Source organism: Leyella stercorea (assembly GCF_021531655.1).
In genome coordinates this window covers 32,991-51,440 of sequence record NZ_JADYUF010000010.1, presented here as the reverse complement: position 1 = coordinate 51,440, position 18,450 = coordinate 32,991, and the positions used below count along the sequence as shown (strand labels likewise).

The 18,450-nt window shown below is 51.3% G+C and carries 10 protein-coding genes; 5 read left to right on the top strand and 5 right to left on the bottom strand.

The genetic code is table 11. The features are described from left to right. Positions 1-32: 32 nt before the first annotated feature. Positions 33-1,286, bottom strand: a complete 1,254-nt coding sequence (locus I6E49_RS04485; protein WP_235400691.1) for an ABC transporter permease — start codon at positions 1,284-1,286, stop codon at positions 33-35. A gap of 136 nt (positions 1,287-1,422) precedes the next feature. After that, complete coding sequence (locus I6E49_RS04480) at positions 1,423-2,631, bottom strand: pyridoxal phosphate-dependent aminotransferase (RefSeq protein ID WP_235400693.1); 1,209 nt, start codon at positions 2,629-2,631, stop codon at positions 1,423-1,425. Between the two features lie 862 nt (positions 2,632-3,493). Here I6E49_RS04480 and I6E49_RS04475 point away from each other — a divergent pair. The 3 genes from I6E49_RS04475 to I6E49_RS04465 are packed head-to-tail and all read left to right on the top strand — an operon-like array spanning position 3,494 to position 9,081. Continuing rightward, the gene (locus tag I6E49_RS04475) at positions 3,494-6,574 is read left to right on the top strand and encodes a SusC/RagA family TonB-linked outer membrane protein (RefSeq protein ID WP_235400695.1); all 3,081 of its coding nucleotides are present in this window, start codon (positions 3,494-3,496) and stop codon (positions 6,572-6,574) included. A 12-nt stretch (positions 6,575-6,586) separates the two neighbouring features. Beyond that, the gene (locus I6E49_RS04470) at positions 6,587-8,044 is read left to right on the top strand and encodes a RagB/SusD family nutrient uptake outer membrane protein (RefSeq protein WP_235400697.1); all 1,458 of its coding nucleotides are present in this window, start codon (positions 6,587-6,589) and stop codon (positions 8,042-8,044) included. Positions 8,045-8,052: 8 nt separating this feature from the next. Next, positions 8,053-9,081: a C39 family peptidase gene (locus I6E49_RS04465; RefSeq protein ID WP_235400699.1), complete on the top strand. Its 1,029-nt coding sequence runs from the start codon at positions 8,053-8,055 to the stop codon at positions 9,079-9,081. A 175-nt stretch (positions 9,082-9,256) separates the two neighbouring features. Here the strand turns inward: I6E49_RS04465 and I6E49_RS04460 are convergent, their stop codons facing one another. From I6E49_RS04460 to I6E49_RS04450, 3 genes are read right to left on the bottom strand one after another with little or no spacing between them, the layout of a single operon-like run. Beyond that, positions 9,257-10,285 (bottom strand): C39 family peptidase, encoded by a 1,029-nt coding sequence (locus I6E49_RS04460; RefSeq protein WP_235400699.1) that lies wholly within the window; start codon positions 10,283-10,285, stop codon positions 9,257-9,259. Between the two features lie 8 nt (positions 10,286-10,293). Beyond that, complete coding sequence (locus I6E49_RS04455; protein ID WP_235400697.1) at positions 10,294-11,751, bottom strand: RagB/SusD family nutrient uptake outer membrane protein; 1,458 nt, start codon at positions 11,749-11,751, stop codon at positions 10,294-10,296. 12 nt (positions 11,752-11,763) lie between these two features. Next, positions 11,764-14,844, bottom strand: a complete 3,081-nt coding sequence (locus I6E49_RS04450; protein ID WP_235400695.1) for a SusC/RagA family TonB-linked outer membrane protein — start codon at positions 14,842-14,844, stop codon at positions 11,764-11,766. Between the two features lie 862 nt (positions 14,845-15,706). Between I6E49_RS04450 and I6E49_RS04445 the strand changes: the two genes are divergently transcribed. Together I6E49_RS04445 and I6E49_RS04440 are read left to right on the top strand one after the other, a co-directional pair. Next, the gene (locus I6E49_RS04445; RefSeq protein ID WP_235400693.1) at positions 15,707-16,915 is read left to right on the top strand and encodes a pyridoxal phosphate-dependent aminotransferase; all 1,209 of its coding nucleotides are present in this window, start codon (positions 15,707-15,709) and stop codon (positions 16,913-16,915) included. A gap of 136 nt (positions 16,916-17,051) precedes the next feature. Continuing rightward, positions 17,052-18,305: an ABC transporter permease gene (locus I6E49_RS04440; RefSeq protein ID WP_235400691.1), complete on the top strand. Its 1,254-nt coding sequence runs from the start codon at positions 17,052-17,054 to the stop codon at positions 18,303-18,305. The last annotated feature ends 145 nt before the right edge of the window (positions 18,306-18,450 follow it).

The following is an 18,450-nucleotide window of genomic DNA, read 5'->3' as shown; positions in this document are numbered from 1 at the left end:
CTTATTATATAGTAAGGAGGCGTATATTTTGTTTATTCGTATCGCATTGATTTTGCAGGATGTATGTGCGAGACAAGATAGCTGGGTGCTATGAGCACGAATAGTGCTATGAGCATGGTGGCTATATTGAGCGCTACGATGAGCGTCCAGTCCAGTTCTACCGGTACCACGTCGACATAGTAGGTCTGAGGGTCGAGTTTGGCAAATCCGGTGAGTTTCTGTAGCAGTATGAGAACCAGTGCCAGCGCGTCGCCGATGAGCAGTCCCTTGCCTATGATGAATGCTGCAAACCACAGGAACGTGTGCCTTACTGTAGAATTGCGTGCGCCCAATGCCTTGAGCACTCCAATCATCGTGGTGCGTTCGAGAATGATGATGAGCAGTCCGCTTATCATTGTCACCACAGCCACGGCAGTCATTATGGCGAGTATTATCCACACGTTGAGGTCGAGAAGGTCGAGCCATGAGAATATCTGCGGGCTCAGCTCGCGTATGGTTTTCGACGAGAACGTGTTGCCATACTGGTCTTGTGTGCGGTTGACACGATTGATGATGTCGTTGGCGGTGGTGCCGAGTTGCTTGAAGTCGTTCACGGTCAGTTCGGCACCTGTCACCATATCGTCTGTCCAAGCGTTCAGTTTGCGTGCCGTGTATAGGTCGCAGAAGCACGTGGTCTTGTCGTATTGAGCCAGATTGGTCTGATAGACGCCGCTGATTGTGAAGCGTCGGGTGCGCACTCCGCCCTCGCCTATGAAGTAGGCGAATATCCGGTCGCCCGCCTTGACGCGCAGTTTGCTTGCCATATCCTTCGATATGAGTATGCGGTTGGTGCTCTGCTGGTCGGAGAAGTGGGGGATGCTGCCCTCCACCATACTCTTGTGTATGAAGGTGGAGTCGAATTCTGGTCCCACGCCCTTGAACATCACGCCCAGGAAGTCGTTGTCGGTCTTCAGTATGCCTTGCTTCATGGCGAAGCGTTGCACGTGCTTCACGCCGTCAGTTCTTTTCAGTACGTTCATCATCGAGTCGCCTATGGCTATAGGCTGGTCGATGGCTGACGACTGCAGGGTGTAGAAGTTGGCCACTTGTATATGGCTTCCGAACCCTACTACTTTATCGCGTATGGTGTGCTTGAATCCCAGCACCACGCACACGCTTATTATCATCACCGCCAGTCCGATAGCCACGCCAGCCACGGCAATGCGTATTGCTGGTTTCGACACCTTCTGTTGGTCGCCTATATGGTCGGAGTATATGCGGCGGGCAATAAAAAGAGGAAAGTTCATTACTTTAGTGTTTAATTATTAATGATTAATGTTTAGTTGGTGTTTAAGTATAAATGTTTAATGTTTAATTAGCGTTTGTCTTATTCATTAAACCTTACTCATTAAACATCAAACATTAATAATTAAACACTAAACATTACTCATTAGCAACAACTCTTCCCGGATAAGCCTCCAGAGCCTTGCGCAGCACGATGAGTGCGCGTCCCAGATCCTCCTTCTTCAGCACGTAGGCTATGCGCACCTCGTCGCGTCCTACGCCGGGAGTGGTGTAGAATCCGGCTGCAGGAGCCATCATCACGGTCTCGCCTTCGTAGTCGAACTCCTCCAGACACCAGCGGCAGAACTTCTCGGAGTCGTCAACGGGCAGCTTTGCCACCGTGTAGAATGCGCCCATAGGTATCGGCGAGTAGACTCCAGGGATGCGGTTGAGTCCGTCGATGAGGCATTTGCGGCGCTCGACATACTCCTCGTACACGTCGCGGTAGTAGTCTTCGGGTGCGTCGAGCGAAGCCTCGGCTACAATCTGACCCAGCAGAGGAGGCGAGAGTCGTGCCTGGCACAGCTTCATTACGGCAGCGCGCACCTCAGCGTTCTTGGTTATGAGTGCGCCGATGCGAATGCCGCACTCCGAATAGCGCTTCGATACGGAGTCGATGAGTATGACGTTCTGCTCGATGCCCTCCAGATGGCATGCCGAGATGTAAGGCGAGCCGGTGTAGATATATTCGCGGTAGACCTCGTCGGAGAAGAGGTACAGGTCGTACTTCTTCACCAAGTCGCGTATCTGGTTCATCTCGCGTCGTGTGTACAGATAGCCTGTAGGGTTGTTGGGGTTGCAGATGAGTATGGCACGTGTGTGCTCGTTGATGAGTTCCTCAAACTTCTCCACCTTAGGCAGCGAGAATCCCTCCTCAATGGTAGTGGCTATGGTGCGTATCTTGGCACCAGCCGAGATGGCGAACGCCATATAGTTGGCGTAGGCAGGTTCGGGGATGATGATTTCGTCGCCCGGATTGAGGCACGACATGAATGCGAAGAGCACGGCTTCGGAGCCTCCCGACGTGATGATGATGTCGTCGGCGGTGACGTTGATGTTAAACCGCTTGTAGTATCCTGTGAGTTTCTGGCGATACGAGAGGTATCCTGCCGAAGGCGAATACTCCAGGACTTTGCGGTCGATGTGCTTCAGGGCATCAAGTCCAACTTGCGGTGTGGGCAGGTCGGGTTGGCCGATATTGAGGTGGTAGACTTTAACACCGCGCTCTTTGGCAGATGCAGCCAATGGGGCCAATTTGCGTATTGGCGATTCGGGCATTTCAAGTCCGCGTACTGAGATTTCTGGCATTTCTGTACTCTTATTTAATGATTAAGTTTTAAGCGCATTCTTATGCGCCTTGTTAAATGCAAAGTTACGATAAATTTCGATAAATAACAGCTTTTCCTTATTATCTTTTTGATAATTGTGTAATATTATCCAATAATGTAGGTTTATTGTATGTCATATTGTTAGTATTTGCAGGTCGATAAAACGGTATTATAACCGGTGCTTTTCAAAAGGACTCCTTTTGCCCTCCAAAAGGACTCGTTTTGCTCATCAAAAGGACTCCTTTTGCACCTCAAAAGGACTCGTTTTGCAAGCCAAAAGGACTCCTTTTGAAAATCCGATGGATTTGCTTCATCTGGCATTTGGGGTGACCATATTTGAAGTTCAAGTTTCATAGTGGATTGGCAATGCAAATAGTAGGAGGCTATGGCGTCCCCGCCGTAGCCTGAGCAGACTGCCGACACTTTCTTATTGTTGATTTTTCACATAGCTGCTTGCTCAGGTTATGGCGAGGACGCCATAACCTCCTACAGTCAGGTCTTCATTGAAAACAGTCGTAACACTCCATATTTCGGATGAATCTTAATTATAGAAATATGGCGAATGATTTCGTATGGTTTTGTCAATATATATAATATAATAAGGTGTAGAGCCTATACGAGCTTGCAGACTGAAAGATTTATACATCTTTTTATGTGAATTTAATAGAATAACGTATAAGTTATGTTATATTGTGTAATTAATTTTGTAATTTTGAACGTGTCAAACCTCTGATTCTATTATTTCAAATTATTAATGCGATTTATGTCAAGTTATTAATGATAGCCAATCAGATTATTGTTTGAAAACTCTTTGAATACGAACCATAAACGATTTCTTGCCTATGAACGACAAAGTATTGATGTGTATCGTGGCGTCTTTGTTGGCTGCACCGGTTGGTGTTTCGGCTAATAAAGTGGCAAACGATGAGCTCGCTGTGCAGAAAGCGCAACAGACGATTTACCAAATCAAGGGTATGGTGACTGATAGTAATGGCGACCCGTTGCCGGGCGTTACAGTGTCGGTGAAGTCGATTGACAGAATATGCCTTACCGACATCAACGGCAGATATGCGCTGCCCGTACCCAAAAACGGAGTGTACGAACTGGAATTCCGCATGATTGGTATGCGTATGGTGTCGTATCGTATCACCGTTCATGGCTCTACGCAGATGAAGACCATACAGCTCGACGACGACATCTCGGAACTTAACGAAGTTGTTGTGACCGGTTATGGCAACATCAAGAAGGGTGCCTACACGGGTTCGGCATCGGTAATGAGTGTCGAGAAGCAGAAAGACCTGCCCGTAATCTCGCTTGCGCAGATGATGGAAGGCAACCTCTCGGGCGTTGCCATCAGCACAGGCAACGGAACGCCGGGCGCCAATTCTACCATGCGCATACGCGGTATAGGTTCGCTCTCGGCTTCCAACGAGCCGCTTTATGTGCTCGACGGCGTGCCCATCATGTCGGGCAACTTCTCGTCGAACGGCATGAACTCGGGCGGCTTCGGCATACTCAGCACCCTCAATCCGTCGGACATAGAGAACGTGACAATCCTTAAGGATGCAGCTTCAGCCTCGCTCTACGGTGCACGTGGCGCCAACGGCGTTGTGCTCATCACCACCAAGAAGGCCGCGCAGGGCAAGACCACATACAATCTCAAGGCAAGCTTCGGCATAAGCGACATGGCTTATCGCTACCGCCCGACAATGGGAGGCGAGGAGCGACGCAACCTGGTGCTCGAGGGTTTTGTCAATGCCAATATCGATGCGGGTCAGACTGTGGAGTGGGCTGAGGAACATGCCGAGGAGATAATCGACAATTACGCCCCGCGTCCGGCTGGAGGCTATGCCGACTGGCAGAAGGCTCTGTTCAGAAAAGCGTTGCAGCAGAACTACGACTTCTCCGTAATGAGCGGCCGCGAGAACACACGTTTCGCCGCATCGGTCAACTATACCAATCAGGAGAGTGTGGCACGCAACTCGGGTTTTGAACGATACAGCGGCCATCTCAACGTCAACAACAAATACAAGAACTTCGACCTCGCTCTGAGCGGCATCTTCTCGCTCACCAAGGAGAAGCCGCTGCCCGGAGCACAGTACTACAGCAACCCTATGCATGCGCTCAAGTTTGCGCTCACGCCGTCGGTGCCCATATACAACGAGGACGGATCGTACAACAAAAGCGTCAAGGAACTCAACTACATGAACCTTGTTGAAGAGAACGAGATAAATACCCACCGCAGCCGAATAGCACGCACCTTCGCATCGGCTGAGGCTGGCTACACCATATTGAAGGGTTTGCGACTGTCTACAGTATTCAATGTGGACTATATCAACACCAACGAGTTCCGCTACTTCTCGCCCGAAAGTTCCGACGGCAGAAGCCCCAACGGACAGGGCGACTTCTATCGTGTGGAGAACCTTACCTACAACAGCAACACCCGACTCAACTACGCCGCCAAGTTCGGTGAGCACTCTGTCGACGTGCTTGCAGCCTACGAAATACACAGCTGGGACAAGGACTACGCCTTTGCCGAGGCAAAGAACTACGCCACCGACAAGAAGAATGTGCTCAACGTGGCATCTACGCCGGTAGAGATTGGCAACTACATTTCGGGCGACGCTATGCTCTCGTATGTGTTCCGTGCCAATTACGACTACAAGACACGCTACTATCTCTCGGCAAGTTTCCGTCGCGACGGTTCGTCACGTCTGCATCCCGACAACCGATGGGAGAACTTCTGGGCTATATCTGGCTCATGGCGCTTCTCGCATGAGAAGTTCCTCAAGTCGTGCGAGAACTGGCTCACCGACGGCAAGATACGACTCAGCTACGGCGTCAACGGCAATATCCCGTCGTCGCTCTATTCGTACAACGGAATGTATGACGTAACCTACAAGTACAACGACCTTCCGGCTATGGTGGAAAGCACGCTCAGCAACGACAAGCTCAGCTGGGAAAAGAACTACGCACTCAACGTTGGTCTCGACCTCACATTGTTCCGCCGGCTCAACATCACATTCGACTGGTATACCCGCGACACCCGCGACCTGCTCATGAGCAAGATGGTCGACCCGATAACAGGCTTCGGCTCTATCATGGACAACATCGGACGCATGCGCAATACGGGATTCGAGCTTGAGGTACGCTCTACCAATATCGACAACAAGGACTTCACATGGACCTCGACGTTCATGATGACGCACAACAAGAACAAGGTGCTCAAGCTCGCCGATGTGCCGCAATACTTCACCGGCAACTACTACGTCGTGAAGGAAGGCTACTCGCTCGGCACCATCTGTCTGCGCGAATATGCCGGCGTTGACCCCGAAAACGGTCTGCCTATGTACTATTCCAATGTCGAGAAGGACGGAGTGCGCTCGCGCGAAAAGGTGTACGACCCCAACGATGCGGTAATGGTGCCGCTGGAGAACATCTATCCCACCGTAAGCGGAAGCATCGGCAACACGTTCCGCTACAAGTATTTCGACCTTATGTTCAATCTAACCTATTCGCTCGGAGGCCACAGCTACGACGACGCAATGTGGGCACTTCAGGACGACGGCAAGTCCGCCACAGCGCCAAAGAGTATCGAGCTGCGCCGCCGCTGGCAGAAGCCGGGCGACCAGACCGACATTCCGCGCTATGTCTACGGACAGAACTACGGCGGATGGTGGCACTCGTCGCGTGGCATACACAGCACCGACCATCTGCGACTGAAGAGCCTCGTACTCGGAGTCAACGCTCCCGACTCGTGGATAAAGAAGCTCGGACTGAGCCGTGCACGCGTATACTTCTCGGGCAGCAACCTCCTTACATGGGCCAAGTACACACAGTACGACCCCGAACTCATGGGTACTGTGGGATTTGAAATCCCGCCTCTCAAGACATTCTCATTCGGTTTGGAAATTGGACTTTAAAAACGCAACACTATGAAGAAAAAAATATTTGCCGCATTGCTGGTGGCTCTGTTTATGTCATCATGCACAGGCGACTTCCTCGATAAGTCACCGTCTGACCAGGTAACAACCAAGGAGGCTATAACAACGTTGTCTGACGTGAAGAACGCCGTCAACGGATTGTACTCGCTCATGGCGTCGGTCTACTACTACGATTTGTCGATGTTCCTCTATGGCGACATCAAGGGCGACTGCATGCAGCCCACATCGTGGTCGGGAGGACGTCAGGGCTACTCCTTCTACTTCTTCGATCACACGGCTTCGGTGCCCAACAACGGCGGACTGTGGGGCCGTCCATACTACATCGTGCGCAACGCCTTCAACGTCATCAAGGCCATCGATGACGGCAAGGTGAACGCTACGCAAGCCGAACTTGCCAACTATCGTGGCGAGGCGCTTGCCGCAATAGCCCTCTGCTATTTCGACCTTACGCGACTGTATGGCTATCCTTATGCCAAGGACAACGGCGCTTCGCCCGGCGTGCCGTTGCTCGATCACGCCATAGGCTATGGCGAAACGTCGACTCGCAGCAGCGTGGCAGAGTGCTACGAATATATCATCAACAAGCTGAAGGAGGCGATTCCGCTGCTCTCAAATTCACGCAACGACGGACATCTCAATTCCTATGCAGCACGCGCATTGCTCGCCCGCACCTATCTGTATTGCGGAATGAACAAGGAAGCGTTCGGCACTGCCGACATGCTCATCAACGACTTGAAGTCGACGGGATTGTACTATCTTGTTGACAACGCCCACTATGCCGACATGTATGCATGGGGCAACAAGTTCGGAGCAGAGGCTTTGTTCCAGGTTTCTAACACTGCAACATCCAATCCAGGTCGCGACGGACTGTCGTATATGCTGCACTGGTGGGGATATGCAGCCGTTGTGCTGACCGACGATTTCGCACAGAAACTCAAGAGCGACCCTGCCGACGTGCGCAACCAGCTCGTTGCAACATATCAGGACGGTGGCGACCACCAGTACTATAATCTACTGCTGAAGTATCCGGGCGAGAACGGCTACAACTCTCCGTCGTTCGACAACAACTATACTGTAATACGTCTGTCGGAGGTGTACCTCATTGCTGCCGAGGCAGGACTGAAGGCAGGTGGCGAACTGCGCCAGCCGGCACTCGATTACCTCAACGATATAGTGCGAAGAGCCAATCCTGACGCTTCCGTAAGCGACGCTGAGTTCACGCTCGACCGTGTTCTCGACGAGCGCGCCAAGGAACTCGTTGGCGAGGGACATCGCTATTTCGACCTTCTGCGCAATGGCAAGAAGATAGTACGCCGAGGCGGTAAGCACCTGCCCAACGCTCCCGAAGAAATCGACTGGAACTACTATAAGTGCGTATTGCCTATAAGTCGTGATGAGTTTACGTTCAATCCTGACATGGAGCAGAACGAAGGTTACACTAAAGAATAAGTAAGGTTATGGAAAAGACAAGATTCAAGAGCTTGTGCTCGTACGTGTGGCTGGTGGTGATGCTGGCGTGTGTGGCGAGCTGTTCGGACGACGACGGGCTGCAACCGCAGCAAACCGACTTCGTGACGTATAAGATAAAGGGCTACGAAAATGCCAAGACTACAATCGATGCCGCTACGCATACCATTACCGTCAGGCTGTCCGACGACGTGACGGACGGCTCGGCGCTTGTGCCGGAGTTTACCGTCTCGGACGGTGCGCAGGCTTCTATCAACCGCGTCGTGCAGCAAAGCGGTGCCAATACGTTGAACTTCAACGACATGGTATTGTACACCGTGTCTAATGCCGACTATACGGTCAAGACACGTTGGCACGTTGTGGTGACCAACAACGACTACACAGCCCGGTATGGTATGGGCAATTTTCTGAGCTATTGGTGGTCGAACAACGGCACTTCCGACCAAGGCTATTATCTGCAACAGCAGCATACAGGACCTTATTCCGACGTGAATTGCGGTCCGGCATGCGCAACGATGGCGATGAAGTGGCGCAATCCGCAATTTACGGGCACCGTAGAGGACACTCGCAACAGTGCCGTGCATAGCGAAATAGACGGTGGCACGTGGTGGTATCCGCGCGATATTGTCAATTACTTGCAGCGTAATGGCGTTGACGCATACTACTGGAACTTCGATGGAGCTACCACTGAAGGCTTTATAAATAAGGTGCGCCAGCTCCTGGAGCAGAACAATCTGTGCATAGTATGCCTCAACAGCGCCAACCTCAGCGTTCAGACAGCCGTGTCGAAGGAGTATCACACACATAAATATTATAGTGACGGCTCGGGCCATTTCCTCCTTATCAAGGGCTATCGTGTAGTGAACGGCAAGACATGGTTTGAGATTCACGACCCGTGGGGACTCGACAAGAAGTATTCGGATGGCACCTACTGCGGAGCCAACCGCTACTATGCCGGCGAAGAAGTGGCAACATGTATCAAGTGGAACATTTGGACTGTCGTGGTGCCATACTCTTGATAAAGACAATCAGTGTAAAAAAATAGGAGGCTACGGCGTCCTCGTCGTAGCCTGAGCAGTTGGTTGGCATTTCAAATGTTAGGATGTTACTCCCTCATTTGGTTTGCGCTGTTTTATTGCTCAGGCTACGACGAGGACGCCGTAGCCTCCTATTTTTTTACACTGATTGTCTTTATCAAGAGTATGGCACCACGACAGTCCAAATGTTCCACTTGATACATGTTGCCACTTCTTCGCCGGCATAGTAGCGGTTGGCTCCGCAGTAGGTGCCATCCGAATACTTCTTGTCGAGTCCCCACGGGTCGTGAATCTCAAACCATGTCTTGCCGTTCACTACACGATAGCCCTTGATAAGGAGGAAATGGCCCGAGCCGTCACTATAATATTTATGTGTGTGATACTCCTTCGACACGGCTGTCTGAACGCTGAGGTTGGCGCTGTTGAGGCATACTATGCACAGATTGTTCTGCTCCAGGAGCTGGCGCACCTTATTTATAAAGCCTTCAGTGGTAGCTCCATCGAAGTTCCAGTAGTATGCGTCAACGCCATTACGCTGCAAGTAATTGACAATATCGCGCGGATACCACCACGTGCCACCGTCTATTTCGCTATGCACGGCACTGTTGCGAGTGTCCTCTACGGTGCCCGTAAATTGCGGATTGCGCCACTTCATCGCCATCGTTGCGCATGCCGGACCGCAATTCACGTCGGAATAAGGTCCTGTATGCTGCTGTTGCAGATAATAGCCTTGGTCGGAAGTGCCGTTGTTCGACCACCAATAGCTCAGAAAATTGCCCATACCATACCGGGCTGTGTAGTCGTTGTTGGTCACCACAACGTGCCAACGTGTCTTGACCGTATAGTCGGCATTAGACACGGTGTACAATACCATGTCGTTGAAGTTCAACGTATTGGCACCGCTTTGCTGCACGACGCGGTTGATAGAAGCCTGCGCACCGTCCGAGACGGTAAACTCCGGCACAAGCGCCGAGCCGTCCGTCACGTCGTCGGACAGCCTGACGGTAATGGTATGCGTAGCGGCATCGATTGTAGTCTTGGCATTTTCGTAGCCCTTTATCTTATACGTCACGAAGTCGGTTTGCTGCGGTTGCAGCCCGTCGTCGTCCGAACAGCTCGCCACACACGCCAGCATCACCACCAGCCACACGTACGAGCACAAGCTCTTGAATCTTGTCTTTTCCATAACCTTACTTATTCTTTAGTGTAACCTTCGTTCTGCTCCATGTCAGGATTGAACGTAAACTCATCACGACTTATAGGCAATACGCACTTATAGTAGTTCCAGTCGATTTCTTCGGGAGCGTTGGGCAGGTGCTTACCGCCTCGGCGTACTATCTTCTTGCCATTGCGCAGAAGGTCGAAATAGCGATGTCCCTCGCCAACGAGTTCCTTGGCGCGCTCGTCGAGAACACGGTCGAGCGTGAACTCAGCGTCGCTTACGGAAGCGTCAGGATTGGCTCTTCGCACTATATCGTTGAGGTAATCGAGTGCCGGCTGGCGCAGTTCGCCACCTGCCTTCAGTCCTGCCTCGGCAGCAATGAGGTACACCTCCGACAGACGTATTACAGTATAGTTGTTGTCGAACGACGGAGAGTTGTAGCCGTTCTCGCCCGGATACTTCAGCAGTAGATTATAGTACTGGTGGTCGCCACCGTCCTGATATGTTGCAACGAGCTGGTTGCGCACGTCGGCAGGGTCGCTCTTGAGTTTCTGTGCGAAATCGTCGGTCAGCACAACGGCTGCATATCCCCACCAGTGCAGCATATACGACAGTCCGTCGCGACCTGGATTGGATGTTGCAGTGTTAGAAACCTGGAACAAAGCCTCTGCTCCGAACTTGTTGCCCCATGCATACATGTCGGCATAGTGGGCGTTGTCAACAAGATAGTACAATCCCGTCGACTTCAAGTCGTTGATGAGCATGTCGGCAGTGCCGAACGCTTCCTTGTTCATTCCGCAATACAGATAGGTGCGGGCGAGCAATGCGCGTGCTGCATAGGAATTGAGATGTCCGTCGTTGCGTGAATTTGAGAGCAGCGGAATCGCCTCCTTCAGCTTGTTGATGATATATTCGTAGCACTCTGCCACGCTGCTGCGAGTCGACGTTTCGCCATAGCCTATGGCGTGATCGAGCAACGGCACGCCGGGCGAAGCGCCGTTGTCCTTGGCATAAGGATAGCCATACAGTCGCGTAAGGTCGAAATAGCAGAGGGCTATTGCGGCAAGCGCCTCGCCACGATAGTTGGCAAGTTCGGCTTGCGTAGCGTTCACCTTGCCGTCATCGATGGCCTTGATGACGTTGAAGGCGTTGCGCACGATGTAGTATGGACGGCCCCACAGTCCGCCGTTGTTGGGCACCGAAGCCGTGTGATCGAAGAAGTAGAAGGAGTAGCCCTGACGTCCTCCCGACCACGATGTGGGCTGCATGCAGTCGCCCTTGATGTCGCCATAGAGGAACATCGACAAATCGTAGTAGTAGACCGACGCCATGAGCGAGTACAATCCGTTGACGGCGTTCTTCACGTCAGACAACGTTGTTATAGCCTCCTTGGTTGTTACCTGGTCAGACGGTGACTTATCGAGGAAGTCGCCTGTGCATGATGACATAAACAGAGCCACCAGCAATGCGGCAAATATTTTTTTCTTCATAGTGTTGCGTTTTTAAAGTCCAATTTCCAAACCGAATGAGAATGTCTTGAGAGGCGGGATTTCAAATCCCACAGTACCCATGAGTTCGGGGTCGTACTGTGTGTACTTGGCCCATGTAAGGAGGTTGCTGCCCGAGAAGTATACGCGTGCACGGCTCAGTCCGAGCTTCTTTATCCACGAGTCGGGAGCGTTGACTCCGAGTACGAGGCTCTTCAGTCGCAGATGGTCGGTGCTGTGTATGCCACGCGACGAGTGCCACCATCCGCCGTAGTTCTGTCCGTAGACATAGCGCGGAATGTCGGTCTGGTCGCCCGGCTTCTGCCAGCGGCGGCGCAGCTCGATACTCTTTGGCGCTGTGGCGGACTTGCCGTCGTCCTGAAGTGCCCACATTGCGTCGTCGTAGCTGTGGCCTCCGAGCGAATAGGTTAGATTGAACATAAGGTCGAAATACTTGTAGCGGAACGTGTTGCCGATGCTTCCGCTTACGGTGGGATAGATGTTCTCCAGCGGCACCATTACCGCATCGTTGGGGTCGTACACCTTTTCGCGCGAGCGCACTCCGTCCTTCTCGACATTGGAATAGTACATAGGCAGACCGTTTTCGGGGTCAACGCCGGCATATTCGCGCAGACAGATGGTGCCGAGCGAGTAGCCTTCCTTCACGACGTAGTAGTTGCCGGTGAAGTATTGCGGCACATCGGCGAGCTTGAGCACCTTGTTCTTGTTGTGCGTCATCATGAACGTCGAGGTCCATGTGAAGTCCTTGTTGTCGATATTGGTAGAGCGTACCTCAAGCTCGAATCCCGTATTGCGCATGCGTCCGATGTTGTCCATGATAGAGCCGAAGCCTGTTATCGGGTCGACCATCTTGCTCATGAGCAGGTCGCGGGTGTCGCGGGTATACCAGTCGAATGTGATGTTGAGCCGGCGGAACAATGTGAGGTCGAGACCAACGTTGAGTGCGTAGTTCTTTTCCCAGCTGAGCTTGTCGTTGCTGAGCGTGCTTTCCACCATAGCCGGAAGGTCGTTGTACTTGTAGGTTACGTCATACATTCCGTTGTACGAATAGAGCGACGACGGGATATTGCCGTTGACGCCGTAGCTGAGTCGTATCTTGCCGTCGGTGAGCCAGTTCTCGCACGACTTGAGGAACTTCTCATGCGAGAAGCGCCATGAGCCAGATATAGCCCAGAAGTTCTCCCATCGGTTGTCGGGATGCAGACGTGACGAACCGTCGCGACGGAAACTTGCCGAGAGATAGTAGCGTGTCTTGTAGTCGTAATTGGCACGGAACACATACGAGAGCATAGCGTCGCCCGAAATGTAGTTGCCAATCTCTACCGGCGTAGATGCCACGTTGAGCACATTCTTCTTGTCGGTGGCGTAGTTCTTTGCCTCGGCAAAGGCGTAGTCCTTGTCCCAGCTGTGTATTTCGTAGGCTGCAAGCACGTCGACAGAGTGCTCACCGAACTTGGCGGCGTAGTTGAGTCGGGTGTTGCTGTTGTAGGTAAGGTTCTCCACACGATAGAAGTCGCCCTGTCCGTTGGGGCTTCTGCCGTCGGAACTTTCGGGCGAGAAGTAGCGGAACTCGTTGGTGTTGATATAGTCCACATTGAATACTGTAGACAGTCGCAAACCCTTCAATATGGTGTAGCCAGCCTCAGCCGATGCGAAGGTGCGTGCTATTCGGCTGCGGTGGGTATTTATCTCGTTCTCTTCAACAAGGTTCATGTAGTTGAGTTCCTTGACGCTTTTGTTGTACGATCCGTCCTCGTTGTATATGGGCACCGACGGCGTGAGCGCAAACTTGAGCGCATGCATAGGGTTGCTGTAGTACTGTGCTCCGGGCAGCGGCTTCTCCTTGGTGAGCGAGAAGATGCCGCTCAGAGCGAGGTCGAAGTTCTTGTATTTGTTGTTGACGTTGAGATGGCCGCTGTATCGTTCAAAACCCGAGTTGCGTGCCACACTCTCCTGATTGGTATAGTTGACCGATGCGGCGAAACGTGTGTTCTCGCGGCCGCTCATTACGGAGAAGTCGTAGTTCTGCTGCAACGCTTTTCTGAACAGAGCCTTCTGCCAGTCGGCATAGCCTCCAGCCGGACGCGGGGCGTAATTGTCGATTATCTCCTCGGCATGTTCCTCAGCCCACTCCACAGTCTGACCCGCATCGATATTGGCATTGACAAAACCCTCGAGCACCAGGTTGCGTCGCTCCTCGCCTCCCATTGTCGGGCGGTAGCGATAAGCCATGTCGCTTATGCCGAAGCTTGCCTTGAGATTGTATGTGGTCTTGCCCTGCGCGGCCTTCTTGGTGGTGATGAGCACAACGCCGTTGGCGCCACGTGCACCGTAGAGCGAGGCTGAAGCTGCATCCTTAAGGATTGTCACGTTCTCTATGTCCGACGGATTGAGGGTGCTGAGTATGCCGAAGCCGCCCGAGTTCATGCCGTTCGACGAGAAGTTGCCCGACATGATGGGCACGCCGTCGAGCACATAAAGCGGCTCGTTGGAAGCCGAGAGCGAACCTATACCGCGTATGCGCATGGTAGAATTGGCGCCCGGCGTTCCGTTGCCTGTGCTGATGGCAACGCCCGAGAGGTTGCCTTCCATCATCTGCGCAAGCGAGATTACGGGCAGGTCTTTCTGCTTCTCGACACTCATTACCGATGCCGAACCCGTGTAGGCACCCTTCTTGATGTTGCCATAACCGGTCACAACAACTTCGTTAAGTTCCGAGATGTCGTCGTCGAGCTGTATGGTCTTCATCTGCGTAGAGCCATGAACGGTGATACGATACGACACCATACGCATACCAATCATGCGGAATTCCAGTTCGTACACTCCGTTTTTGGGTACGGGCAGCGCATATCTGCCGTTGATGTCGGTAAGGCATATTCTGTCAATCGACTTCACCGACACTGTAACGCCCGGCAACGGGTCGCCATTACTATCAGTCACCATACCCTTGATTTGGTAAATCGTCTGTTGCGCTTTCTGCACAGCGAGCTCATCGTTTGCCACTTTATTAGCCGAAACACCAACCGGTGCAGCCAACAAAGACGCCACGATACACATCAATACTTTGTCGTTCATAGGCAAGAAATCGTTTATGGTTCGTATTCAAAGAGTTTTCAAACAATAATCTGATTGGCTATCATTAATAACTTGACATAAATCGCATTAATAATTTGAAATAATAGAATCAGAGGTTTGACACGTTCAAAATTACAAAATTAATTACACAATATAACATAACTTATACGTTATTCTATTAAATTCACATAAAAAGATGTATAAATCTTTCAGTCTGCAAGCTCGTATAGGCTCTACACCTTATTATATTATATATATTGACAAAACCATACGAAATCATTCGCCATATTTCTATAATTAAGATTCATCCGAAATATGGAGTGTTACGACTGTTTTCAATGAAGACCTGACTGTAGGAGGTTATGGCGTCCTCGCCATAACCTGAGCAAGCAGCTATGTGAAAAATCAACAATAAGAAAGTGTCGGCAGTCTGCTCAGGCTACGGCGGGGACGCCATAGCCTCCTACTATTTGCATTGCCAATCCACTATGAAACTTGAACTTCAAATATGGTCACCCCAAATGCCAGATGAAGCAAATCCATCGGATTTTCAAAAGGAGTCCTTTTGGCTTGCAAAACGAGTCCTTTTGAGGTGCAAAAGGAGTCCTTTTGATGAGCAAAACGAGTCCTTTTGGAGGGCAAAAGGAGTCCTTTTGAAAAGCACCGGTTATAATACCGTTTTATCGACCTGCAAATACTAACAATATGACATACAATAAACCTACATTATTGGATAATATTACACAATTATCAAAAAGATAATAAGGAAAAGCTGTTATTTATCGAAATTTATCGTAACTTTGCATTTAACAAGGCGCATAAGAATGCGCTTAAAACTTAATCATTAAATAAGAGTACAGAAATGCCAGAAATCTCAGTACGCGGACTTGAAATGCCCGAATCGCCAATACGCAAATTGGCCCCATTGGCTGCATCTGCCAAAGAGCGCGGTGTTAAAGTCTACCACCTCAATATCGGCCAACCCGACCTGCCCACACCGCAAGTTGGACTTGATGCCCTGAAGCACATCGACCGCAAAGTCCTGGAGTATTCGCCTTCGGCAGGATACCTCTCGTATCGCCAGAAACTCACAGGATACTACAAGCGGTTTAACATCAACGTCACCGCCGACGACATCATCATCACGTCGGGAGGCTCCGAAGCCGTGCTCTTCGCATTCATGTCGTGCCTCAATCCGGGCGACGAAATCATCATCCCCGAACCTGCCTACGCCAACTATATGGCGTTCGCCATCTCGGCTGGTGCCAAGATACGCACCATAGCCACTACCATTGAGGAGGGATTCTCGCTGCCTAAGGTGGAGAAGTTTGAGGAACTCATCAACGAGCACACACGTGCCATACTCATCTGCAACCCCAACAACCCTACAGGCTATCTGTACACACGACGCGAGATGAACCAGATACGCGACTTGGTGAAGAAGTACGACCTGTACCTCTTCTCCGACGAGGTCTACCGCGAATATATCTACACCGGCTCGCCTTACATCTCGGCATGCCATCTGGAGGGCATCGAGCAGAACGTCATACTCATCGACTCCGTATCGAAGCGCTATTCGGAGTGCGGCATTCGCATCGGCGCACTCATAACCAAGAACGCTGAGGTGCGCGCTGCCGTAATGAAGCTGTGCCAGGCACGACTCTCGCCTCCTCTGCTGGGTCAGATTGTAGCCGAGGCTTCGCTCGACGCACCCGAAGACTACTACCGCGACGTGTACGAGGAGTATGTCGAGCGCCGCAAATGCCTCATCGACGGACTCAACCGCATCCCTGGAGTCTACTCGCCGATACCTATGGGCGCATTCTACACGGTGGCAAAGCTGCCCGTTGACGACTCCGAGAAGTTCTGCCGCTGGTGTCTGGAGGAGTTCGACTACGAAGGCGAGACCGTGATGATGGCTCCTGCAGCCGGATTCTACACCACTCCCGGCGTAGGACGCGACGAGGTGCGCATAGCCTACGTGCTGAAGAAGGAGGATCTGGGACGCGCACTCATCGTGCTGCGCAAGGCTCTGGAGGCTTATCCGGGAAGAGTTGTTGCTAATGAGTAATGTTTAGTGTTTAATTATTAATGTTTGATGTTTAATGAGTAAGGTTTAATGAATAAGACAAACGCTAATTAAACATTAAACATTTATACTTAAACACCAACTAAACATTAATCATTAATAATTAAACACTAAAGTAATGAACTTTCCTCTTTTTATTGCCCGCCGCATATACTCCGACCATATAGGCGACCAACAGAAGGTGTCGAAACCAGCAATACGCATTGCCGTGGCTGGCGTGGCTATCGGACTGGCGGTGATGATAATAAGCGTGTGCGTGGTGCTGGGATTCAAGCACACCATACGCGATAAAGTAGTAGGGTTCGGAAGCCATATACAAGTGGCCAACTTCTACACCCTGCAGTCGTCAGCCATCGACCAGCCTATAGCCATAGGCGACTCGATGATGAACGTACTGAAAAGAACTGACGGCGTGAAGCACGTGCAACGCTTCGCCATGAAGCAAGGCATACTGAAGACCGACAACGACTTCCTGGGCGTGATGTTCAAGGGCGTGGGACCAGAATTCGACTCCACCTTCATACACAAGAGTATGGTGGAGGGCAGCATCCCCCACTTCTCCGACCAGCAGAGCACCAACCGCATACTCATATCGAAGGATATGGCAAGCAAACTGCGCGTCAAGGCGGGCGACCGGATATTCGCCTACTTCATAGGCGAGGGCGGAGTGCGCACCCGACGCTTCACAATCAGCGGCGTCTATCAGACCAATCTGGCTCAATACGACAAGACCACGTGCTTCTGCGACCTATACACGGCACGCAAACTGAACGCTTGGACAGACGATATGGTGACAGGTGCCGAACTGACCGTGAACGACTTCAAGCAACTCGGCACCACCGCCAACGACATCATCAATCGTGTCAACCGCACACAAGACCAGTATGGCAACACGTTCTCGTCGAAAACCATACGCGAGCTGAGCCCGCAGATATTCTCATGGCTCGACCTTCTCGACCTCAACGTGTGGATAATACTCGCCATAATGACTGCCGTGGCTGTGGTGACAATGATAAGCGGACTGCTCATCATCATTCTCGAACGCACCACGATGATTGGAGTGCTCAAGGCATTGGGCGCACGCAATTCTACAGTAAGGCACACGTTCCTGTGGTTTGCAGCATTCATCATAGGCAAGGGACTGCTCATCGGCGACGCGCTGGCACTGGTTCTCATACTGCTACAGAAACTCACCGGATTTGCCAAACTCGACCCTCAGACCTACTATGTCGACGTGGTACCGGTAGAACTGGACTGGACGCTCATCGTAGCGCTCAATATAGCCACCATGCTCATAGCACTATTCGTGCTCATAGCACCCAGCTATCTTGTCTCGCACATACATCCTGCAAAATCAATGCGATACGAATAAACAAAATATACGCCTCCTTACTATATAATAAGGTAAGGAGGCGTTTTTGAATACAATTATTACTATCAAACACCAATTACAGCACAAAAGTTTTGGGAATGTGCAAATAATGACGTACCTTTGCACAAAATTTTGAAGATTGTGC

What these genes read in the sequence shown, in the direction of transcription:
- I6E49_RS04485 (WP_235400691.1), bottom strand. Translation starts at nt 1,286, where the DNA reads ATGAACTTTCCTCTTTTTATTGCCCGCCGCATATACTCCGACCATATA.
- I6E49_RS04480 (WP_235400693.1), bottom strand. Translation starts at nt 2,631, where the DNA reads ATGCCAGAAATCTCAGTACGCGGACTTGAAATGCCCGAATCGCCAATA.
- I6E49_RS04475 (WP_235400695.1), top strand. Translation starts at nt 3,494, where the DNA reads ATGAACGACAAAGTATTGATGTGTATCGTGGCGTCTTTGTTGGCTGCA.
- I6E49_RS04470 (WP_235400697.1), top strand. Translation starts at nt 6,587, where the DNA reads ATGAAGAAAAAAATATTTGCCGCATTGCTGGTGGCTCTGTTTATGTCA.
- I6E49_RS04465 (WP_235400699.1), top strand. Translation starts at nt 8,053, where the DNA reads ATGGAAAAGACAAGATTCAAGAGCTTGTGCTCGTACGTGTGGCTGGTG.
- I6E49_RS04460 (WP_235400699.1), bottom strand. Translation starts at nt 10,285, where the DNA reads ATGGAAAAGACAAGATTCAAGAGCTTGTGCTCGTACGTGTGGCTGGTG.
- I6E49_RS04455 (WP_235400697.1), bottom strand. Translation starts at nt 11,751, where the DNA reads ATGAAGAAAAAAATATTTGCCGCATTGCTGGTGGCTCTGTTTATGTCA.
- I6E49_RS04450 (WP_235400695.1), bottom strand. Translation starts at nt 14,844, where the DNA reads ATGAACGACAAAGTATTGATGTGTATCGTGGCGTCTTTGTTGGCTGCA.
- I6E49_RS04445 (WP_235400693.1), top strand. Translation starts at nt 15,707, where the DNA reads ATGCCAGAAATCTCAGTACGCGGACTTGAAATGCCCGAATCGCCAATA.
- I6E49_RS04440 (WP_235400691.1), top strand. Translation starts at nt 17,052, where the DNA reads ATGAACTTTCCTCTTTTTATTGCCCGCCGCATATACTCCGACCATATA.